This is a genomic window from Porphyromonas pogonae, assembly GCF_036320655.1.
Classification (GTDB): domain Bacteria; phylum Bacteroidota; class Bacteroidia; order Bacteroidales; family Porphyromonadaceae; genus Porphyromonas; species Porphyromonas pogonae.
The window spans coordinates 1,985,920-2,009,466 of record NZ_CP143258.1; the positions used below are offsets into that span (position 1 = coordinate 1,985,920).

At 39.1% G+C, this 23,547-nt stretch carries 16 protein-coding genes and 1 tRNA gene; 7 read left to right on the forward strand and 10 right to left on the reverse strand.

Annotated elements, in window-relative coordinates:
- Positions 1 to 63 precede the first annotated feature (63 nt).
- The 3 genes from VYJ22_RS07875 to ovoA all read left to right on the forward strand — a co-directional run bounded on the left by VYJ22_RS07875 (position 64) and on the right by ovoA (position 4,023).
- The gene (locus VYJ22_RS07875; RefSeq protein ID WP_329903398.1) at positions 64 to 1,242 is read left to right on the forward strand and encodes a MalY/PatB family protein; all 1,179 of its coding nucleotides are present in this window, start codon (positions 64 to 66) and stop codon (positions 1,240 to 1,242) included.
- 123 nt (positions 1,243 to 1,365) lie between these two features.
- Positions 1,366 to 1,911, forward strand: coding sequence for a GNAT family N-acetyltransferase (locus VYJ22_RS07880; RefSeq protein ID WP_329903399.1), 546 nt, complete (start codon positions 1,366 to 1,368; stop codon positions 1,909 to 1,911).
- 6 nt (positions 1,912 to 1,917) lie between these two features.
- Entirely contained in the window at positions 1,918 to 4,023 is a 2,106-nt protein-coding gene (gene ovoA / locus VYJ22_RS07885) for a 5-histidylcysteine sulfoxide synthase (RefSeq protein WP_329903400.1), read from the forward strand.
- A 547-nt stretch (positions 4,024 to 4,570) separates the two neighbouring features.
- Here the strand turns inward: ovoA and VYJ22_RS07890 are convergent.
- Together VYJ22_RS07890 and VYJ22_RS07895 are read right to left on the reverse strand one after the other, a co-directional pair.
- A tRNA-Phe gene (locus tag VYJ22_RS07890) sits at positions 4,571 to 4,643 on the reverse strand.
- Between the two features lie 766 nt (positions 4,644 to 5,409).
- A complete protein-coding gene (locus VYJ22_RS07895) occupies positions 5,410 to 5,592 on the reverse strand; it encodes a (2Fe-2S)-binding protein (protein WP_329903401.1) in 183 nt (60 codons plus the stop codon).
- A 228-nt stretch (positions 5,593 to 5,820) separates the two neighbouring features.
- Between VYJ22_RS07895 and VYJ22_RS07900 the strand changes: the two genes are divergently transcribed.
- Positions 5,821 to 6,618, forward strand: a complete 798-nt coding sequence (locus tag VYJ22_RS07900) for a formate/nitrite transporter family protein (RefSeq protein WP_329903402.1) — start codon at positions 5,821 to 5,823, stop codon at positions 6,616 to 6,618.
- Positions 6,619 to 6,781: 163 nt separating this feature from the next.
- On the opposite strand, the gene prfB is transcribed toward VYJ22_RS07900, so the two are convergent.
- Positions 6,782 to 7,907, reverse strand: a protein-coding gene (prfB, locus tag VYJ22_RS07905; RefSeq protein WP_329903403.1) for a peptide chain release factor 2 whose coding sequence is annotated in 2 segments (ribosomal slippage) — positions 6,782 to 7,843 and positions 7,845 to 7,907 — 1,125 coding nt in all. Because the reading frame shifts where the segments join, the coding sequence is not laid out codon by codon here.
- Between the two features lie 47 nt (positions 7,908 to 7,954).
- Positions 7,955 to 9,772, reverse strand: a complete 1,818-nt coding sequence (locus VYJ22_RS07910) for an AMP-dependent synthetase/ligase (protein ID WP_329903404.1) — start codon at positions 9,770 to 9,772, stop codon at positions 7,955 to 7,957.
- A gap of 347 nt (positions 9,773 to 10,119) precedes the next feature.
- Between VYJ22_RS07910 and VYJ22_RS07915 the strand changes: the two genes are divergently transcribed.
- The 3 genes from VYJ22_RS07915 to VYJ22_RS07925 all read left to right on the forward strand — a co-directional run bounded on the left by VYJ22_RS07915 (position 10,120) and on the right by VYJ22_RS07925 (position 13,151).
- Complete coding sequence (locus tag VYJ22_RS07915; RefSeq protein ID WP_329903406.1) at positions 10,120 to 10,995, forward strand: YitT family protein; 876 nt, start codon at positions 10,120 to 10,122, stop codon at positions 10,993 to 10,995.
- 31 nt (positions 10,996 to 11,026) lie between these two features.
- A complete protein-coding gene (locus tag VYJ22_RS07920; protein WP_329903407.1) occupies positions 11,027 to 11,713 on the forward strand; it encodes a peptidylprolyl isomerase in 687 nt (228 codons plus the stop codon).
- Positions 11,714 to 11,816: 103 nt separating this feature from the next.
- Positions 11,817 to 13,151 (forward strand): MATE family efflux transporter, encoded by a 1,335-nt coding sequence (locus VYJ22_RS07925; protein WP_329903408.1) that lies wholly within the window; start codon positions 11,817 to 11,819, stop codon positions 13,149 to 13,151.
- Positions 13,152 to 13,385: 234 nt separating this feature from the next.
- On the opposite strand, the gene pckA is transcribed toward VYJ22_RS07925, so the two are convergent.
- The 6 genes from pckA to dnaB form a co-directional block, all read right to left on the reverse strand.
- Positions 13,386 to 14,996, reverse strand: a complete 1,611-nt coding sequence (gene pckA / locus VYJ22_RS07930) for a phosphoenolpyruvate carboxykinase (ATP) (protein WP_329903409.1) — start codon at positions 14,994 to 14,996, stop codon at positions 13,386 to 13,388.
- 1,811 nt (positions 14,997 to 16,807) lie between these two features.
- Positions 16,808 to 18,433: a S41 family peptidase gene (locus VYJ22_RS07935; protein ID WP_329903410.1), complete on the reverse strand. Its 1,626-nt coding sequence runs from the start codon at positions 18,431 to 18,433 to the stop codon at positions 16,808 to 16,810.
- Between the two features lie 5 nt (positions 18,434 to 18,438).
- On the reverse strand, positions 18,439 to 18,903 hold the full coding sequence (gene coaD / locus VYJ22_RS07940; RefSeq protein ID WP_329903412.1) for a pantetheine-phosphate adenylyltransferase: 465 nt from the start codon (positions 18,901 to 18,903) through the stop codon (positions 18,439 to 18,441).
- Positions 18,904 to 19,055: 152 nt separating this feature from the next.
- The gene (locus VYJ22_RS07945; RefSeq protein ID WP_329903414.1) at positions 19,056 to 20,765 is read right to left on the reverse strand and encodes an alkaline phosphatase; all 1,710 of its coding nucleotides are present in this window, start codon (positions 20,763 to 20,765) and stop codon (positions 19,056 to 19,058) included.
- A gap of 13 nt (positions 20,766 to 20,778) precedes the next feature.
- Entirely contained in the window at positions 20,779 to 21,954 is a 1,176-nt protein-coding gene (locus VYJ22_RS07950) for a M24 family metallopeptidase (RefSeq protein ID WP_329903415.1), read from the reverse strand.
- On the reverse strand, positions 21,954 to 23,543 hold the full coding sequence (gene dnaB / locus VYJ22_RS07955; protein WP_329903416.1) for a replicative DNA helicase: 1,590 nt from the start codon (positions 23,541 to 23,543) through the stop codon (positions 21,954 to 21,956). The genes VYJ22_RS07950 and dnaB overlap by 1 nt, the downstream gene beginning before the upstream one ends.
- Between the last annotated feature and the right edge of the window lie 4 nt (positions 23,544 to 23,547).

Sequence of the window (23,547 nt, forward strand, 5' to 3'; positions counted from 1 at the left end):
TCAGACAAAAAATAATAGAATATATAACCTTGATATAAATTTAGTATTAAAGCAAAATAACCAATGAGATATAATTTTGATGAAATCATAGATCGGACACATACAGACTCAATAAAATGGGACGGTCTTACAGAACGCTGGGGAAGAAATGACTTATTACCCATGTGGGTAGCAGATATGGACTTTCGCACTCCCCCCTTTATTATTGAATCAATACAAAAACAATTAAATGCAGGAGTCTTAGGTTATACAATGAAACCTGCTACATGGGGTGATAGTATTATAAAATGGCTGAGTAAACGCCACCATTGGGATGTGGGCTCTGAGGAACTAACTTTTGTCCCCGGTATAGTAAGGGGATTGGCTTTTGCACTACAATGCTTTACTCAAAAGGATGATAAAGTCTTAGTAATGCCACCGGTATACCATCCATTTTTCATTGTTTCTCAAAAATTAGAGAGAGAGGTGATATTTAGTCCATTGGAAATACACGATGGACAATACCAAATCAATTTTGACAGATTTAGAAACGATGTAAAAGGTTGCAAAGTGCTTATATTATGCAACCCTCATAATCCCGGAGGCAGAGTATGGACAAAAGAAGAGTTGCGACAAATAGCGACCATATGCAAGGAAAACGGAGTATTGGTCTTCTCTGATGAAATACATGCAGATCTGACCTTAACACCATATCAACACCATCCTTTTGCAAGCGTATCTTCTGATGCATCCTCAAATAGTATAGTATTTATGGCTCCAAGCAAGGCTTTCAATATGCCGGGACTTGCTTCTTCATACACAATTATTCAAAATCATGATATTCTTAGAAAGTTCCAAGATTTTATGGAAGCAGGAGAGTTTTCTGAAAGTCACATATTTGCTTATAAAAGTTTGATTGCTGCTTATACTCATGGTGAAGAATGGCTTTCGGAGGCTTTAGATTACATAAAAGGGAATATTGATTTTACTCAGGAATACTTACAGAATCATATTCCCGAAATAAAAATGATACGCCCTCAAGCATCATTCTTAATTTTTCTGGATTGCAGAGAACTAAAACTACCTCAAAAGGAATTAGTTCATTTATTTATTGATAAAGCTCATTTAGCTCTGAATGACGGAGTAATGTTTGGTCAAGGCGGAGAAGGTTTTATGCGTTTTAACATAGCATGTCCTAGAACATTATTGGATCAGGCATTAACACAATTAAAAGAGGCAATACAACATTATAGACAAAAGTAAGCAGAATTAGAACCCTCATGACTTTATAAAAAAGAATTTAATCCGAACTAGTGGTACAAAATATTTGTTCAATAAGATATAAGAATTAAAGATAAAGATATTGGATACAAATAAGCATTTATAATGACTAAAAATCATATAGAGATCGTATCGCTTTCATCATCTACATACCCTCAATATAGAGCTGAAATATCTCAGCTTTATATTGAGGCTTTTACAATGGGAGAATATGCACAAAGCATTACTTTCGAAACAGCTACCCATACTTTAGATAAGTTAATTGAAAGTGGCTCCGGTTATATGGTATTTAGTGATGATCTATTGATAGGCTTACTCATTGCAACACCTTTATCTTATGATAGAGAGTTTCCTAAAGAGCAAGCTCCTCAAATTGATTACAAGCAAGCTATTTACATAGCTGAAATAATGGTGAATAGCCTTTACCGGGGTAAAGGAATAGCCTCTATGATGATTAAAAAACTGATAAACGAATTATCGAAGGATTTATATCACGACCTTCTATTGCGAGTCTGGGACGATAATATGCCTGCTGTACATTTATATAGAAATTTGGGGTTTAATCCCATTGCGCACATAGTTCAGCAGAAGACTAAGGTTTTAGGAGAACAATTCGAAATGAAAAAAACTTACATGTACAAAAAATTGTAACACGTCATGAGAGATTTAATAACAAAGACAATAAACCTACGCAACGGTGACAGCGAACATAAAAGACAGGAAATACGGGAGTATTTCCTTAAGACGTGGGAAATAGATGAGTTGTTGTATATGCAACTTAAATCAGATGATATTTTCTATCACCGAGGTGATCCCTTGAGACATATAATTCTCTTTTATCTTGGACATACGGCTGCTTTCTTTATTAATAAACTCATGCTTACCAGAATAATTGACAAAAGGGTAAATGCAGCATATGAATCAATATTTGCTATAGGAGTGGATGAGATGAGCTGGGATGATCTTAATAACAATCATTATGACTGGCCTTCTGTGTCTGAAACTCGTAAGTTCCGAGACGATGTTAAGGATATTGTACTAAAGGTGATTGACAATGCTCCTTTAGAAATGCCTATCCGCTGGCAAAGTCCTTTTTGGATTATTATGATGGGAATCGAGCATGAACGCATTCACTTGGAAACATCATCAGTACTGATACGCCAACTCCCAATTGATGAAGTTGTAGGAGGGCGTTTCGGCGAAATTTGCTTAAAAGACAATCCTCCTCCTTCCAACGAACTTATACTTGTACAAGGCAAAAAGATGGTATTGGGAAAACCTAAAGATCATCCATACTATGGATGGGATAATGAGTATGGTGTATATCATGAAGATGTACAAGACTTTAAAGCAGCAAAGTACCTTACGTCAAACAGAGAGTTCTTGGAGTTTATCCAAGATGAAGGCTACAATACTCAAAGGTATTGGACAGAAGAAGGATGGAGTTGGCGTACATTTAAGAATGCAACAATGCCACTTTTTTGGCGTAAATCCGATGACAAGTATCGCCTTCGTTTAATGGCCGAAGAAATTGATATGCCATGGAGCTGGCCTGTAGAAGTTAACTATTTAGAGGCAAAAGCATTTTGCAACTGGAAAAGTGAAAAGACTGGAAAAAGCTATCGCTTACCTACAGAAGCTGAATGGTATTGCTTATATGAGGCTACAGGTTTGAAAGATATGATGGAATGGGATAAAGCTCCCGGAAATATCAATCTTGAATATTATGCATCGTCATGTCCGGTAAATGATTTTAAGCAAGGTGATTTCTTTGATGTAATAGGTAATGTTTGGCAATGGACTGAGACTTCAATAACAGGGTTTCCGGGATTCAAGGTACATGAAGCATATGATGATTTCTCTACTCCTACGTTCGATGGCAAGCATAATCTGATAAAAGGAGGTTCATGGATTTCTACAGGAAATGAAGCAACTATTCATTCTCGATATGCTTTCAGAAGGCATTTTTATCAGCATGCAGGATTTAGATATATTCAAACCGATGCTCCCCTGATAATAATAAGAAATGATTATGAAACAGACCCGGAAGTAACATTGGCTTGCGAAAAAGATTGGGGTGATTCATTTGCAGAAATTCCCAATTATGCAAAAAAACTTAGCGCACTTATTCGTAAGACTGTAGGAGAAATATCATCAGCATCTGTTCTTGATCTTAATGCGGATACCGGGAGGTTGGCTTTTGAATTGGCTCCTTATTATAAATCCGTCATGGCTCTTGACTTTACCGCCAGAATGTTGCGAATGGGGAACCAACTACAAGAGCAAGGAGGAATGCGGTACACGATGAAGGACGAAAATGACTTGGTTCTTTACAGAGAAGTTCTTCTCAAAGACTTGGGGTTGGGCGTAGGAATGGATAAAATCAACTTCATGCAGTCCGACATCAATAATCTTAAGCCTATTTATACAGGATATGATATTGTGGTAATATCTGATATATTACAGGAGGTTGCCCGACCAAGAAGTTTTTTGGCTTCAATATCCGATCGTATAAATAAAAACGGATACTTGATTATTGCATCCGACTATAACTGGAATTTAGATATTACTCCTCATAAATATTGGTTGGGTGGATACAAAAAAGATGGCGAACCAGTAACCGCATTAGATGCCCTTAAGAAAAGTCTTTCTGAACATTTCAATGCCGTAGGCGATCCGCAAGATCTTGAAATTATATCTCCTAAGTCATCCCGCATTTCAGAGAAAAGATTGCTTCAAGTAACCTTTTGGCGCAAAAAGTAAATCAGCAGAATACCTCCAATATGCTATTCTGAGAAAGTATTTAACTACAAAACCAAAGTTACAAGCAGGTAAAGAACTCACGTTAATAGATGGCTTTATTAAATCTGTGAAACTTAAAAAAGGCATAAGGACTGCCACTGCGTATTAAAAAAGAGTGTCATGAAGACACTCTTAAAGACACGCATTAGGCGCCCAAAATCTATCCCTTGCAAAGTTGCTCCTCAGCAGAGCTTTACTCCGTTTTGATTTACAAAAACAAAAATAAATATAATTAGAACAAGCTAAAAATATCTATAAAAAGTAGCCTACTTTTTGACCTATACACCGAAAATTCGGAAATCACCCACAACTCAACTACAAGCAAAGCACTGAATATCAATGACAAAGAACCAAATTTGGTGGAGATTGTAATCGTGCTATTTTATCTCCACCTTTTGCTCCACCCGGATCGGTAATATTCTGCTATATTTTGCAGATTCGAGGAAAAAGAAAACTCCTGAATTCATCTGAAATTCAGGAGTTTACGTCGTTTTGCTATTCTTCAAAGTGGTACCACCAGGAATCGAACCGGGGACACAAGGATTTTCAGTCCTTTGCTCTACCAACTGAGCTATGGTACCATCAGCTTTTAAGCTTATTGCGGAGACAAAGATAGAACATTTATTTGAATTGACAAGCATTTTGCACCTATGTCACAACAAAAGGCTGATTTTACTTACTTCAATAATAGTCAAATCTAAGGATTATAGTATTTAGGTCATTGAAAAATAGTTTCCTAATTTGCTTCGCTGATCATATTGATTACTTCTTGGTATCTGATATGAAAAAACTAGGTGTATAGCCTCTTCACAGAAGGCTACACTGCATCTTTTAACCCACACAAGTGAGATTTTATTTGCTTTGCCTTAATTTATCTACTGATTCTAAGCTTTTGAGATTGACTTTACCAATCTTTGAAGATGACCTAATCAATCTTTGAGAATGATATGGTGAAGATTTGAGATTGTAAAAGCAACTATTTTTGACCTATACGCCTTATTTTTTTTGGAATTGAGCACTAAAATCAAATAAGAATTCTTTTTAGGAGTAAATGCAAGCTAGTATTGAATTATCATTATTAAAGAAACACTTTATTATGACCCCATTTTGATACATAGACATTGATTCTCACATCTAAAAATAATTGTACTTACATAAACTATTCACTCAAGTATATCAAAAAGGAGTTTCGGAAATCTGTATTGAAGCTAGCCCACTTTAATAGATTTAGACCTCAATCAGATCAATGTGCGGAAGATAATGGATGCCGATGTATAAAGGAGAGAATACAAAAATCGGATTGCTCATACATGAACAATCCGACAATCATTGTTGTGATGGTGTAATTTATCCGTTTATTTCATCAAGGATTGATTGGATATCATCTTGGCAACTACCACACACTGTGCCAGCATCAATAGCATCGCCAACTTCATCGATGGTTTTAAGCCCTTGCTCACGAATGGCATTCTCAATCTGACCTCGAGTTATTTCATTACAATGACAGATTATTTCATCTTCTTGTCCCATAATAAATTGAATGTTTAAGTGATTATCTTACGTGTATATCTCTAACAAATATACAATCGAATTATAAAACTATCATGATCAAATAGTAATTCTTTTGTATTTTTGTTATGATTTCATAAGAATAACTCCTAAAAAGTAGTATTGGTTTACTATGAAATGAGTAATTATAGCTTTTTTAGTAGCAAAAAGTATTTACTATCTATTTTATAAGTATTAAGAAACCACATTATGATCAATTCACCTTCAGAAGTAATAGCCATCACAAAAGAGATGGCTAAAAAGAAATATAATACGCCTTTCCCTAAGCTTGCTTTATTGGGCATTTTTGCCGGCTTTTATATCGGCATGGGAGGATTACTCTCCACGATGGCCGCTGCCGGAGTAAACGGCATTGCCGAAGCAAACCCGATAATCCCCAAACTTCTTAGCGGGGCAACATTCCCATTAGGTCTTATGCTGGTCATCCTTGTTGGTGCGGAGCTTTTTACAGGAAACAATGCTTATCTTATCCCGGCTGCCGTACATGGAGACATTCCCAAGTCTTACATTCTTAAGAACTGGGGTATTATCTTTATTGCAAACTTTATAGGAGCCTTTTTCTTCGATTATATTTTTGTGTATTTGTCTGGTGTGATGAAACCGGAAGTATATGCAAGCTATGTAGCTCATGTGGCAGAATATAAAACCGCATTACCATGGTACCAAGCCTTGATCAGAGGTATAGGTGCCAATTGGATGGTCTGCTTATCTGTATGGCTTGCATTATCATCGCGAAGTATGGTAGGAAGAGTAATAGGATTATGGTGGCCTATTATGGGATTTGTGGTCATGGGTTTTGAGCACTCGATAGCTAACATGTTTTATATACCCACGGGTATATTACATGGAGCTAATGTAAGTTGGATTGATTTTGCAGTAAAAAATTTACTGCCGGTAACTATAGGTAACATAATAGGGGGTGCCCTGTTTGTTGGAAGTGCCTACACCTACTTATATGGTAAAAAAACTGAATCTAAAACTATCTGAAAGTACAAAGCTGAAAGCAAAACGAAAAAACCGATCTTCTATTAATAAAAAAACAGCAAGTCATGGCATCATAAGATGCATGACTTGCAGATTTCCTCATATCATAGGAGGGATATAACACTCAAGATGAATCCCATATGATGTCACTTTTATAGAGTCAATTTTACTTATTGGCGGATTCGGCTCCCGCAAATTCCATGAGGTATGCCTTGATAAACTCATCAATGTCACCGTCCATCACAGCATTTACATTGCTGGTCTGGTAATTTGTTCGGTGATCTTTGACTCTACGATCATCAAAGACATAACTTCTTATCTGAGACCCCCACTCTATTTTCTTCTTGCCGGCTTCAACCTCAGCCTGTGCCACTCTACGTTTTTGGAGTTCTATCTCATAGAGTTGTGAACGCAAAAGGCGCATGGCGTTCTCACGGTTGTCAAGTTGTGAACGACTCTCAGTATTTTCTATTACAATCTCCTGCTCCTCACCCGTATCAGGATCTTTGTAGGTGTAGTGCAAACGCACACCGGTCTCTACCTTATTAACATTCTGCCCGCCTGCACCACTGGAACGGAAAGTATCCCAGCTAATATCACCGGGATTTACGTTGATCTCAATGGAATCGTCCACCAAAGGCACCACAAAGACTGATGCAAAGCTGGTCATGCGCTTACCTTGAGCATTGTATGGAGAGACCCGCACAAGACGGTGGACCCCATTTTCACTCTTGAGAAATCCGTAAGCCTGATCCCCTTCGATCTGCATGGTTACTGTTTTGACGCCGGCTTCGTCGCCATCTTGCCAGTTGGTTATAGATACTTTGTATCCATTTTTTTCAGCCCAACGCTGATACATACGCACCAGCATAGAAGCCCAGTCTTGACTTTCCGTACCACCTGCACCTGCATTTACCTTGAGCACAGCACCCAGATTATCCTCTTCTGCACGAAGCATATTTTTTAGTTCTACCTCTTCTACAAGAGCTATAGCTTTGGCATAAGCCTCATCTACCTCTTCTTCTGAAGTAATACCTTCTTTACAGTAGTCAAATGCCAGCTTGACCTCCTCGGCAACCGTATCGATCTCTTCAAAAAAACCAATCCATTTACGCAAGTCTTTTACCTTGCGCATCTGTATTTCGGCTTGTTTATTATCTTCCCAAAAAGAAGGGTCGGCAGTCCTCAGTTCTTCTTCTTGTAATTGTATACGTCTATTATCGACGTCAAAGATACCCCCTCAGCGCGTCACGGCGCTCCAACAGAGAGTTCAGTTGGTCTGTAGTAATCATTTTATTATAGATGGATGTATAATATTAAATTAATTTGTTACTTGTTTTTATATATTTTCTTGATACATCAGTGCTATCTCAGCCGCATAATGTTCATTGACGATACGTCGTTTGATCTTAAGTGTATTGGTAAGCTCACCATTTTCTATACTAAACGGTTCTTTAAGAAGAGTGAAACGTTTGATCTTCTCGTACTGAGCCAATGCACCCAAAGCATTTTCGATACGTGCCATCATGAAGCGATAAAGCTCATGATTGACAGCCATCTTATCTATTGATTGGCAGTCAGCCAAATCGCGCTTTACACACTCGGCTTTCAATAGATCCCAGTTGGGGTAAATCAAGGCACTTACAAATTTATAAGTGTCACCAATGACTGCGACCTGCTCAATAAAAGGATCCGCAGCAAGCAAGCCCTCAATCATCTGAGGAGCAATATATTTGCCATTGGCAGTCTTGAACAAATCCTTGATCCTTTCGAGGAAATAGAGGTTGTTCCCTTCTATACGCCCGGCATCACCGGTTTTGAAAAAACCATCGGCAGTAAAAGACTCTGCATTAGCTTGGGGATTTTTGTAGTATCCCGTGGTAATGCTAGGACCTTTGAGCAGGATCTCATTGTTAACAGGATCGATCTTTACCTCCAACCCGGGTATTATCTGCCCAATAGAATCAATATCAAACCCACGACGAGAGTAGCACGATACGGTAGCAGTGGATTCGGTAAGCCCGTAACCGTAAATAATAGGGATGTTTACCGATTGTAAGAATACATTGACCTCTTTGGATAGAGGTGCTCCCGCTGTAGGAAAGAATTTGCCATTCTGAATACCCAACACCCGCTTTAGAGTACTAAACACTGTTTTGTCATAGAACCAAAACATAGCGCTTAAACCCATAGGGGCTTTTTTCTTTTTGAGATAATAATCCAGCCTATATTTGCGTCCCACATTAATAGCATGTTTATAAACCCGCTGGAGTACTGTGGGAGATCCTTGTATTTTCATATTTACGCCATGATAGACTTTCTCCCAGAAACGAGGCACATTGCACATAAGTGTCGGTTTTACTGCCGGCAATGCCTTCTGTATCTTCTTAGGATCCGATAGTATCGCTATAGTTACACCCTGGCTCAAACAAAAATAAACCCACGTCTTTTCGAAGATATGGCTCATAGGCAAGAAACACATACTTGTATCCTTGGAATTGATAAAGGGAAACATCAGAGTATGCACCCTGATCTGACTCATGAAATTACTGTGTGTAAGCATAACCCCTTTACTATTGCCCGAAGTCCCTGATGTGTAAATAATCACAGCAAGATCAGAATTCAGAGCGTTACCAACAGATACCTTAGCAGCAATCTCATTGTGCATGGAGTCGCCCAGACGTACAAAATCATTATAGAATATAGATGTATTATCATCAGGGTTGAGGACAACATGCTCATCAAAAATTATAATGCGCTTAAGGACATTACTCTTGAGCTGCGCATGATATGCGTTATTATATTGGAATTGCTCTCCTACAAAAATAGTCTCAATACCGGCATCATTCACAACGAACTCTACTTGTTCAGGAGATGCAGTGGCGTACAGAGGGACAGATACTCCTCTCATCATAAATATCCCCATTTCTGTGTATAGCCCTCTCACTGTATTCTGAGAGTATATACCTACCTTATCCCCGGGATTGAGCATGATGTGAGCAAATGCTTTTGCCACACCCAATGCTCCGTGATAAAGGTGTTCGCCGTGAAGCTTGTCCCAATGATCTTTTTCTTTATTATAATATTTTAAGATTGTTTTATTCCCATATTCCTCAAATATCCTTTGAGGTAATTCGGCCAAGTGATATACCAACATGATGAATTTGTTTTTAAGAGATAAAGCAAAAGTAATATTTAATGATGAGTTTAAGAAATGCTTATAACAGATTTGAGAGCACGGGTAACCATCGATCATCCAAGACACCGTGAAAACCTTGTAATCATGCTATACAATCATGGTTTATTTACAAAATCAGAATCAATGCATAAAGTACACATATAAATGATGTTTTGATAATATTATGAGTTTATGATACTCATGCCTAAGCGTACATTACAAATATTTCATCCGATACCATTGTGGCTACAAAATATTAAATAACTTTGCATTCAGAATGAATTACAGTGACCATTTACACCTAATACAATTATTTATAAGGTTATATGACCCACAATAAGCCTCAGATAGCACAGGACTTCCTCCTTATTTTCTTCGGATCATTGATACAAGCTGTAGGATACTCCATCTTCATAGCTCCGTTCAATATTGTTCCGGGTGGTGTATATGGTATAAGCATCATCATCAATCACCTTTCCAAGGGCGTGTTTGAAACATTCCCCAATGGATTACCTATTGGTACGGTAGCATTATTCTTCAACATTCCTCTTTTCTTGTTAGCAACCAAAAGACTTGGGAAGCTTTCGGGTGGAAAAACGGTTGTTACCTTTATACTTGTAGCATTCTTTACGGATCTTATCACATCACTTACTGGTGGTAGACCTCTCGTGGAAGGAGATGCCATTCTTTCCAGCTTTTATGGTGGAGCTATCCTCGGACTTAGTGTCTTCATGATATTCAAAGCTAACAGCACCTGTGCCGGTACGGATGTACTCTCAAGAGTTCTAGCCAGAGATACCAATATCAAGATAAGTAATCTTATCATCATGATAGATTCTACCGTAGTATTATTGGGTCTCATTGCTTTTGGTGACTGGAAAGTCCCTCTTTACTCATGGTTGGTTATCTTCATATTCGGCAAAGTTGTAGAGTTTCTGCAACCTGAAAATCCCAATAAAGCCGTATTTATAGTATCAGAGATGCCACAAGCTATACGTGACGTAATCATCAATGATTTGGGGCTTAGAGGTACATATCTTCACGGCAAAGGCTTGTATGCAGGAAAAGAGAAAGACATTATATTTCTGATTACAGAAAGGAAGCATCTACTGGAGCTTAAGAAGGCGGTATTAGCCACCGACCCTCAAGCTTTCATAACTACTACCAATGCTGCCAGTGATGCCATAAAGCCATCCATATAGACTTATATACTTCAAAATTATTTATCCGACTATGATCAAAAAGATATCTCTATTAGCATCGCTGTTTATCTGTCTTGCATTTGTATGTAATATCAAAGCGCAGCAAAAAGAAAATAACCGAGTAAAAATATTGGTTGAGACAAACAAAGGGAAATTTACGATCGAGCTATACAACGAAACACCGCTACATAAGCAAAACTTCATCAACCTAGTGAGCAGTCATGCCTATGATGGCGTCATATTCCACCGAGTAATCAAAGATTTTATGGTACAAGGAGGTAACTTAATGACAAAGCATGCTACCGCAAAAACAGATGTGACGCAAGATACTCTCAAAAGAACTGTTCCCGCAGAAATCATGACGGATCAGATATTTCATGTTAGAGGCTCACTATGTGCCGCACGAGAACCTGACGAATCTAACCCTGAGAAAGCCTCTTCAGGCTCGCAGTTTTATATTGTAACGGGTAAGTATTATACAGCTTTTGACTTATCGGAATTAGAAGCTAAAAAACATATCAAATTTTCTGACAAACAAAAAGAAGCATATATGCATGAGGGCGGGACCCCTTCGCTAGATGGAGGCTACACTGTCTTTGGCAGAGTGATAGACGGATGGAATGTCATCGATAAAATCCAAAGAGTAGAAACCGATGGCATAGATCGTCCCATCAAAGATGTAATTATCAAGTCTATGCACATCATTGCACCCAAGTAACATACTTGCAACATTATGATATTATGCCATTCAAAGGCAAACTGTTGGATTAAATTACTAATTTAGGGGATTCATTTTGGCATGAGTCCCCTATCTATTTTTTATGCTCAATCAATCATATCGCACCATGATTACGTTAGGGCTACCTATAATACTCGGACAACTCGGGATTATAATAGTAAGCTTTGCAGACAATATCATGGTTGGCTATCATACCACACAAGAACTTGCCGCAGCATCGTTCGTAAATAATCTGTTCGGATTTGCTTTTATTGCCGGGATGGGATTTTCCTATGGACTCACACCTATCATAGCCCAATGTTTTGCACAAGAGAAAATGAATAAGGCTGGTGAAATACTCAAACATAGCATTTTTCTCAATACAGCTATAGGCTTTGGTATGGCCTTGGCAATGATGGTTGTATATAATAATCTGCAATGGTTTGATCTCCCTGAATCTATACATCCGTATATCAAGCCTTATTTTATATTACAAAATATCAATCTCGTTCTTAGTCTTACCTTCGGAGCATACAAGCAATTCTTTGATGGTTGGGGCAACACTGTAACACCCATGTGGGTATTACTTATTTCCAATGTATTGAATATCATAGGTAACTGGGGGCTTATATTCGGTAATTGGGGCTTGCCAGAGCTGGGACTCACCGGAGCAGGGATCTCATCATTGGGGGCACGCATATTCACGCTCATTTGTTTCATCCTTATTTTCACCTTACATCCCCGCTGGAAGCAGATCCACGAAGGATATAAAAAGAGTTCTTATTCTCCCAAAAACCTACGCCGATTATTCAGCCTGGGGGCACCTGTAGGATTGCAACTTGGTGTAGAAGCAGCATCATACACCATAGCGGTCATCTATGTAGCCTGGTTAGGTGATGCACCGTTGGCTGCTCACCAAATCCTTTGTGTGATTACCTCATTGGGCTTCATGGTTTACTATGGATTTGGCGCGGCAACCACCATATTGGTAAGTAGAGATAAAGCTAATAATGATCTGCATGCCGCCAGAAAAACAGCACTGACAGGCCTGAAACTATCATGGATAATAGCAGGAATGGTCATCCTGCTCATCGTATTTGCCCGTCATAGCTTAGGCTATATATTTACACCAGACCAAGTGGTTGTGGATATGGTGGCTATTACGCTAATTCCCGTGATAGTATATCAGGTGGGTGATGCTATGCAGATTATTTACGCCAATGCTCTCAGAGGCCTCGAAGATGTCAAATACCTCGCAAAGGTAGCACTAGTCGTTCATCTTATTATAGCTCCTACCCTTTCTTATATATTTGGTTTTATTTTGGTAAAAGATTCACCTAAACTCCAGCTTATGGCTATTTGGTGTGCATTCCCTGTAAGTCTTACCTTATTAGGAGTCGTGTTATACAAGCGTTTCAAAAGAATGACAAGGGGGTAACTCTAACTTAGGAATATACGCTTTAATATCGCTAATGCTGATCCGATCTCGTGATTAATCCATTTGGTTCACTATTCTGATCCGGAAGTGTCACTACAACTAAAAGACTAACAGTGTGATTTATAGATTATGAACATCCATACTTCAATCACATATATCTACTATTCAAGTCATATCACAAAAAAAGGCCATCGCTCATGAGAGCAATGGCCTTATATTCAGTTCTTCAGCTTTTTAGTCTAATTTAGGACCAGCTACTACAAGGGCTTTACCTGCTTCATTACCAGTGAACTTAACGAAGTTCTTAGTAAAACGTTCAGCAAGATCTTTAGCTCTCTTTGTCCACTCTTCCTTATCGGTATAAGTGTCACGAGGATCAAGAATCTTAGGATCTACACCCGGAAGTTCTGTAGGAACTTCGAAGTCAAAGAAAGGAATACTCTTAGTCGGAGCATTGTCAATAGATCCATCCAAGATTGCATCAATGATACCACGTGTATCTTTGATAGATATACGCTTGCCTGATCCATTCCATCCTGTATTCACGAGGTATGCAGTAGCACCTGATTTTTCCATCTTCTTCACTAGTTCTTCTGCGTATTTTGTTGGGTGCAAAGAAAGGAAAGCCGCACCAAAGCAAGCAGAGAATGTAGGTGTAGGTTCGGTGATACCACGCTCAGTACCGGCTAGCTTAGCAGTAAATCCTGAAAGGAAATAATACTTAGTTTGCTCAGGAGTAAGGATTGATACCGGAGGTAATACACCGAATGCATCAGCTGAAAGGAAGATTACCTTATTAGCAGGACCCGCCTTAGATATTGGCTTAACGATGTTTTCAATGTGATAGATAGGATAAGAGACACGAGTATTCTCGGTTACTGATTTATCACTAAAATCGATCTTACCTTGCTCATCTACAGTTACGTTTTCAAGTAATGCATCACGACGGATAGCATTGTAGATATCAGGTTCGTTTTCTTTGCTTAGGTTGATTACCTTAGCATAGCAACCACCTTCAAAGTTGAAGATACCTTCGTCATCCCATCCGTGCTCGTCGTCACCGATAAGTTCTCTTTTGGGATCTGTAGAAAGAGTGGTCTTACCCGTACCTGAAAGCCCGAAGAATATAGCTGTTTCTTTGCCGTCTTTGCTTGTATTGGCAGAGCAGTGCATTGAAGCCATACCATTGAGAGGAAGCAGATAGTTCATGTATGAGAACATACCTTTTTTCATTTCTCCACCGTACCAAGTATTGAGGATAACTTGTACCTTTTCGGTAAGATTGAAAACAACGGCAGTCTCTGAGTTGAGACCCAATTCCTTGTAGTTCTCTACTTTAGCCTTAGAAGCATTCATTACTACAAAGTCAGGCTCACCAAAGTTGGCAAGTTCTTCTGCTGTAGGTCTGATAAACATGTTTGTCACAAAGTGTGCCTGCCATGCTACTTCCATGATGAAACGAATCTTGAGACGAGAATTCTCATTGGCTCCGCAGAATGAATCTACAACGAAAAGACGTTTGTTTGATAATTCCTTGGTAGCGATTTTTTTGATTTCTGTCCAAGCCTCTTGGGTTACAGGTTTGTTATCATTCTTGTATTCATCAGAAGTCCACCAAATAGTGTCACGTGTAGTGTCGTCCATGACAAAGAATTTGTCTTTGGGAGAACGTCCGGTGTATACACCTGTCATTACGTTCACAGCGCCAAGTTCTGTTACTTGACCCTTTTCATAACCTTCAAGTTCTGGTTTCGTTTCTTCTCTGAACAATTCTTCATAAGAAGGATTGTGTAAAATCTCCGTTACGCCATTAATGCCATACTTTGACAAATCTAAATTGCTCATTTTGTAACTTTTTATAAAATAATTAAATACGATAAATACTCTCCAGTCCAATAACAAAAAAAGCCATGTAATTCATTTATCGGAAACATTCTTTTCCGATGAGTTATTACAATGGTCTTTTTTAAGGTCTTTATCTTTTCACAAACAAAGTTAATTAATAAATATTGTATTTTATAACAAATATGGAAAAAAATATCCAATATTTGGAAATATTATTATAACAATATTATTATCAACATTATAAACTTTCACCTCTGTAGTCATAACGCTATTTTAACGGACCTTATTATATATTTATGATAAATAAATTAACACGCCAATCTGGAGGTATCTTTATAAGTCGTTAAAATCGGACTGATCCCAAAGTTCATAAATATTTATCCATTCGTAAACGCATTATTCAAAATGCATCGGTCTGCTACGAAGAGAGGCTTAATATGCCCTACTATAGTATCATCTCTCTCTTACCATCAATATTTGTGAGCTATTCATGGGCATAATTAATGTAAAGAGACCGTTGCATAGCAGGCCAATTGCTTCGTTGCTTGCGAGATTCGCGCTTGGTCATTTACCAGAAGTAAACTCCCTGTGCACTCACTCTTAGCGCCTTGCACTTTACCCTCTCTGCCCGGTCAAAGTGTCTTTTGTCGGCTTTGACTCCAAAATCCACAAGACTGTTGACTTTTGCAACAGTCTCCTAAAGGGAGTGTTATGAAAATTAATTTTGACACTTTGTCAAAATCGGCTCTTCACATTTAGCTCCAAAGAATTGACATAATTCATCCTATGTCAATATTCTAAAGAAATTAATAAAATACATATTTAGCTGAAAAATAGTGATCACTTAGTTATAACACCGGGTTTATTTGTACAAAGTCTAAATAAGAATCGGCTTTTTCTCGTGATATTCATAAGAATATAAAGGGCTAAATAAATGTGGCACTCATATTAGTTACACCAAATTAATATCTTAAGGATATGATCTCTACATATAACATTTATTTATACCAATCTTAGCGTTACAAATATTGCAGCAATGATGACTAATTCTATTATGATAAGTCTGCTGTCCGTGCCTAATAGGTCAGTTGTCCTATCCTATCAAGTCAATTGTCCGTATATGATAGGTCGATTGTCCGTATATGATAGATCAGTGGACTGTATATAATGATTTTGGCCACCTGTGGCGAAGAGTCAAAGGAGGGAACAATAGCATAGAAAGTTCAAAAATTAGACAGACAGCCAGATGAAGGATAAGGAGAATCCTTTGGCAAGATAGAATGAAAAGATAGAAGATAGATCACACAAAGTAATGAAATGGGAGATATATTGCACTATCATTGACAAATAATGATTGATTGAGAGTTTCTTGTAAAATGTTATGCATCACTTTTTTCATATCTATTATCTCTTTATAAATGTGTTTTAGTTTGTGTATCGGAATAACTGTGTAATATGAGTAATGGTTAATATTACAAAGATACAACATAAGAGAACCTGTGTCAAGCCCTCCAATTTGATGGTGGATGATATGCACTTACAATAGGATAAATACACGAAAAGGACTAACAAAGTGTAACATATTTGACCTTAAAATAATCTTTTTGTTAATCCCCCCTCCCTTGATCATCATTCGGGATTATTACTGTTCTGAGCTGCCTAATTCTTCAAGCTCAACCGGGGGAGACTAATAAGCCATAAGGATGTATAGACTTAATAATATAGTAAAATATAAAGGACTGACAGTTAACTTATCACCATCAGTCCTTCAGTATAAATTCAACGAAATCTACAATTTAATAGCAATAAATTTATTTCGTCTGTTTGGGATTCAACAAATTGTGATACCGTGATGGATTCTCCAGTAGTCGTATCGCTGCGCCATAAGTAGGATCTTCCTTATTTACAACATAATAAAACGCCCCGCTACCATAAATATCACGAGCAAGTTCGGCACGCATCCGTTGGGTAATCACCGGTATTGCCTGCTCAAATAGCTTATCATCCCATTCTTTGATTTTTTCTTTACCATATACGGCAGTCTTACGTATGATAGCTTCAGGAATGACGTAATTGTAAAATTGATGCATTGTAGGATACTCCTGTAAGAGCCTTGCACGCCCCACTTCACTCACATGATTGAGAGCTACAGCAGTAATCACGTTGTTCATAATGAGTTCGGTAGCAACTTTGTTGTAACGGGTAGTATCGAGGGGGACAAAGAGATCGGGCATGATACCCCCTCCACCGTAAATAACACGATCGTGTATCAGGGTCTTATATTTGAGTGAATCAGGAAAGCCGATGCTGTCGCTGCTGACCAACTCACCATGCTTGATGCGGCTCAGTATCTCTTCTTCATACTCTTTTTTATTACCCTTGCGATATTGTTTTTGAATGCAACGTCCGCTTGGTGTGTAATAACGAGCTATAGTAAGTCTTATCATTGATTCGTCAGGCAATGGTATAGGACGCTGTACAAGCCCCTTGCCATAGGTGCGTCTACCGACAATAACACCTCTATCCCAGTCCTGGATGGCTCCGGCAAATATCTCTGATGCAGAAGCTGAAAATTCGTTTACCATGACCACCACTGGCATACTGCTATCAAATGTGGGGTTACCCTTTGACTTATATGAATTGGAGATAGAGGGATGCCTGTTGTTCTTAACGGTAACAATATCTCTGTTGTCACCTATAAACATAGCACCCATTTCTATAGCAGCATTCAGATAACCACCACCGTTGTATTGGAGATCGATAATAATACCTTTGACATGACGAGACTTAAATTCCTTAAACACATCTGCGAGTTCGCTGGCTGTATTCTGTGCAAATTGCCCTAATCTGACATAACCGTACTTATTGTCGATGATATAATGGCTCTCGATGCTGTTTATAGTTATGTTGTCACGTATCAGTGTAGTACTTGTTGGTTGAGATGCGTGAGCACGCATGTACTCTATATCCACTTTACTACCTCTGGGGCCTTTGAGTACTGGCATGATACTATCTGTGGATACGGAATCTCCCGATATTTTCACACCATTTGCTTTGAGTATCTTATCGCCCGGCTTTAATCCCCCTTTATAGGAAGGACCATCTTTGATCACTTCTATCACGTTCAATGTGTCGGAAAGCATCACAAACCGAACACCGATACCGCTGAAATGCCCCTGAAGAGGCTCAAGTATCAGACGAGTTTCGTGAGGGTTGGTGTAAGTAGAATGAGGATCGAGATCACTAAGCATACCTGTGATAGCACTCTCGACCAATGAATCTTGATTTACAGGATCTACATACATATTACTAATAGACTCCATGACCAACTTTAGTTTCAGAAGTTGATTGACCTTATTCTGAGCCAAGGCATGAGAGCCCCCTAACCAAAGAAGCGAAAGTGTGAATAAAAGGGTTATGATTGGTTTTCTTTTCATAATGATTAATCTAATAATAAACTGAACCCATCGGGAAGAAAGGATGTAACGTCTCCGCCAAAATGGAGTAATTCGCGCACTACGGTGGAACTAATATGAGTCAGCTGTTGAGATGCTGGGAGTAGCACTGTCTCCATAGAAGCTATATGTCTATTGAGATCGGCCAATGTGCGCTCATACTCCATATCCGTACTTGAGCGTACGCCTCTCAGCAGGAAGTTTACTCCTATACTTCGTGCAAATTCTACGGTAAGCCCGTTATAGGTCATGACCTCCACACGAGGCTCATCCATGTAATATCTTGAAATTTGGCAAAGACGTTTCTCTGGAGAAAAAAGTGTTTTCTTATTCTCATTGACACCTATCGCAATTACTACCCGATCAAAGAGGTTGAGACCTCTTTCTACTATGTCGGCATGCCCTCGGGTAAAAGGGTCGAATGAACCGGCATACATGGCTATTCTTAGCATCGTTTATTTTTATAAATTAAAAATAAATATAGTCTTATTTATATTAAAAAATAAAGCGGTCTGCTCACAATAGAGCATCTGACCGCTTTGAAATAACCCAGAGATAAGTACATACAGTGCCGACTTACTTAGGGTCAGGATTCACCGGCCAATCAATTCAAGTAATTGACCAAGTCTTTGGGTAGATAAAACTTATTGGTTTTATCTACATATACAATTACTGATTTGAGCACTATGTCGCTGGGCTTCTTTTTACCGTCACGTAATGTAACTGTAGATGTGTAAGCACGAAGCTCAAGAGACTTTTTGCCATTGGTTACTCTAAGCCTAGGAATGGTTTTGTCCTTCTTATCCTGTGGCTTGGTAATTTCCACCTTACAATTCTTGAATACCTCGTCATGAGGAGCAAATATTTGTGAAGTAAGACCCGGAAGTTTATTCTCAATATCGAATAACTTGCAGAGATATTGGTTGATTTCAGTGTTTAGTATCATACCCATGGGGCGCTCATCACGAGGATGATAGGCTGCCAACAGAACTTCTTCTCCCGTATGCCCGTGAGTAGTAAAACCAATGGAGGTCTTGTCCGTATACAAGGATGAGATATAAGACTCAAGGGAACCGCTATACAATGCAGTATCAGAATTTTTGCGCTGTTCCTTAGAGAGCGTGCTCAAGCTATAATCTTTACAATTGTTTATATTGTCGAGCTCTTCTTTAGAAAGATCAAACCCGCATACTTCTCTAAATAACTTATTCAATTCGACCAATGGGGTCTTATTAATCAGATTGGTAAGGCCGGCAGCGGTATATTTGAAGCGTGTCAATTGTCCAAACAACTGCTTTTTAGATAATTTATCATAATTCTTGTATGATTGTTTACCGATGCTAAGCCCGCTATTTCCGTGATCGGATAATATAACAATAGCTGTATTGCCATCTTTGCGGGCAAAATCAAGCGCTACTTTACAAGCTTTGTCAAAAGCAAGGAATTCTGTTGCTACTCCTACAGGGTCATTGGCATGCGCGGCCCAGTCTACCTTACTGCCTTCGACCATCAGAAAAAATCCTTTTTCATTATTATAATCCAGCATACTGATGGCTTTAGCAGTCATTTCCGCCAATGAAGGAGTAGTAGTGCTATCACGATCAATATCGTAAGGAATATCCTTATCTTCATAAAGAGCCCACATTTTATTGCCTTTGTAATTTCTCATCCCGTTAAGATCATTGAGAAATAGTCCGTAGTTGTTTTTCTTGAGCGTATTTCTCATATCGTCATTGAGAATAGAAACACCCCCTCCTATGACTACATCCATATCCTGAGCCACCATTTGAGGAGCTATCACATCATAGCGCTTACGGCTGTAGGAATGTGCAGAGCAATCGGCAGGAGTAGCATGTGGAAATTCACAAGTAAAAACCAATCCGCTTTTTTTGTCTCTAAGTATTTTTCCAGCTTCGAGCACAGTGGCAAGAGGTCGATATGCAAGTGTAGGATCAAGAGGTATGAGATCATTATCACCATCACTATAAGGATAGGTGGAGATAAAGCCCGTTATCGAAGGTATACCTGTCATATAACATGATGTTGTGGGAGCAGAGTCTCCAATAGGGGCATTGGAACTGGTAGTGAGTACTGTGCCACAAATATAAGGGTCAATATTCAGATGTATCTCTTGCGGGTTATTATACCTTTGATACCACCGAGCCAAAGAGATAGAACTTAGGGATGTTCCATCAGGTATCATAAGAATGATGTTCTTTACAGGTGTTACCTTTTCCGGCACTTTTGCCGCTACCCCAAATATAGTGAGGCTGCAAGAGAGACTGATAATAGCTAATTTCTTCAACCTGATCATTTCTAAAATAATTTTAAAGAGTTAAGTCAATAATATCTTCTTCGAGACCCGTTAGCTTTTCTACTCCATTTTCGGTAACCAAGTAAGTGTTTTCAACCCCTACAGCACCGATATGCGGTATTACAAATTTGGGTTCGTAAGCTATAACCATGCCGGGGATCAGTATATCTTTGCTTCGAGACGTGAGTACCGGCATTTCATTGATCTGAAGTCCTAATCCATGACCCACAAACGCAGCCTGCTGCTTTGTCCCCATGAACTTATCTTCTGCTCCGGCATCCTTTACAGCTTGCATAGATACATTATATATGTCACTACATTTTGTCCCCGGCTTGCTCTTCATCATGATATCAGCATGCATCTTACGACTCAGATCGTGGAGGCGATAACACTCTGACGATAGTTTTCCAATAGAGAAAGTACGTGTCATATCAGAGATATAGCTACTGTAATTACCGGCCATATCTACCATAACAGCCATACCTTCTTTGAGAGGAGAGTTATTGGAGCCTAAAGGCAAAGCTTCAGAACCCTCACCCCCCATGGCAAAGTCATAAGGCGATGGAGCCTCAGCGTTGTCTCCCGCAATCAAACTGCCCATGAATATCTCCATCGATGGGCCAAAAGTCCTAAATACGCCTACAGATCCCATCAAGCGCATCTGGCGCTCTATCTCGATCTGCAATTCCCTATCTGTCATTCCGCTCTTATACAAAGACGGAATGAGTCGATACATTTTCATGTGACGAGCAACAGTAGCCCTTAATATTTCTATCTCTCGAGGTGTCTTGATCGAGCGTACAAGTCGCATCAAAGAAGAGGCATTCTCCATCTTGACTTCGGGGAATAATTTATACTGTCTCACAACCTCTGAGTATGGCAACTCATCGATCTCCAAAGCTATAGATTTGATGTTTGCAGTATCGATCAGCTCCATACTTACTATATCCTCAATCTTTCTGATATAATGAATATTATTGCTAGAGGGGTAAGTATTGGGACGTCTTATAAAGAACTGAACATCACCTTCACATGGGATGAAGGCTGCCCCCACATATATAGAGCCGAATATATATAAAAGATTTACATTAGATGATAGCAACACACCATCAATAGAAGAAGCCTTCATGGCGTCTTGTACTTTTTGTACTCTTAAATTGGTCTCTTTGATTAATTCTTCAGGAATCATTAGTTAAACGGATTTTTGATTTGGTTTACACCATTGATAAAAGCATCTTCGTCGGAAGAAGGGATTGAGATTATGCCTCCATCCAATGGATTTTCCATAGATCTATCAGATACCTGACTGGGATAGTTTCCTTCAGGCAATTGTGCCGAAATATTAGCACGACGAGTCATTTTGTTATTCTCTTCTTCCAAAGGTAAGAATTTGGCCACGGGAGCTCTAAAGGCAAGCAACACATCTCCCACAGGACCATTACGATGCTTAGCAATAATAAACTCGGCCTTGCCTCTCAGGTCCATTCCGGTATTAGGATCCTCATATATTTTATAATACTCGGGGCGGTGTATAAAGCATACAATATCCGCATCCTGCTCAATAGCACCGGATTCACGAAGGTCTGAAAGCTGAGGGCGTTTACTATTGGCATCACCTTGACGGTTTTCTACACCACGGTTGAGCTGAGAAAGGGCAATGATAGGGATTTTGAGTTCCTTGGCCAAGACTTTCAACGAACGAGATATGGTACTTACTTCCTGCTCACGGTTTCCAAAACTCATTCCACTTGCGTTCATCAGCTGTAAGTAGTCGATGATGATCATCTTGACACTATGTTCTCGCACCAAACGACGGGCTTTTGTCCTAAGCTCAAAAATAGACAAACTAGGTGTATCGTCAATGAAAAGAGGAGTCTCGTCCAAGTCTTTAATTCTTGTCATCAGACGCTTCCATTCATCATCATCAAGTCGTCCGTTTTTGATCTTATCACCCGTGATTTCGCAAACATTACTCAGCAGACGCTTAGCAAGCTGTACTCCACTCATTTCAAGGTTGAAAAGAGCAACGGGTATTTTCTTGTCCACTGTCATATTTTTGGCCATGGACAATACAAATGCCGTCTTACCCATTGCAGGACGTGCTGCTATAATAATCAAGTCCGATCTTTGCCATCCCGAGGTCATTTCGTCAATACCAGGGAACCCGGATGTAAGTCCGCTGATACCCTCTGCCCTATTTGCTGCAATTTGAATTTCGCCCACAGCTTCTTTGATGATAGGATTGATAGGCACTACATCCTGCTTCATGTTTCTTTGGGATATCTCAAAGAGTTTACCCTCGGCAAGTTGCATCTGGTCTTCTATGTCCTCAGTATCATCGTATGCTCTTTTCAGAACATCCGAAGAGAAGTTGATAATCTCACGGCTTAATGCTTTTTGAGCTAATATTTTAGCATGAAATTCAAGATTGGCAGAACTCGCTACCTTCAGTGTAAGCCCTGCAATGTAGGATGGCCCCCCTACTGCTTCCAAATTATCAGTACGTCTCAGTTGCTCGGTTACAGTGAGCATATCCACCGGTTGCTGATTCAAAGCTAAGGTCATGATAGCCTCATAGATATGTTCATGAGCTTTTACATAGAATGAAGAAGGCTTGAGAAGCTCGCTTACTTGTCCGTAAGCATCCTTCTCCAAGAGTATTGCACCCAATACCGCCTCTTCCAATTCTATAGCCTGTGGTGGTTTGCGCCCTTCTAAAACAGGAGCAGAAGTAGAAGATTGTTGTTTTGTTGTCTTTCGGGATTTTGGATCCGCCATTTTA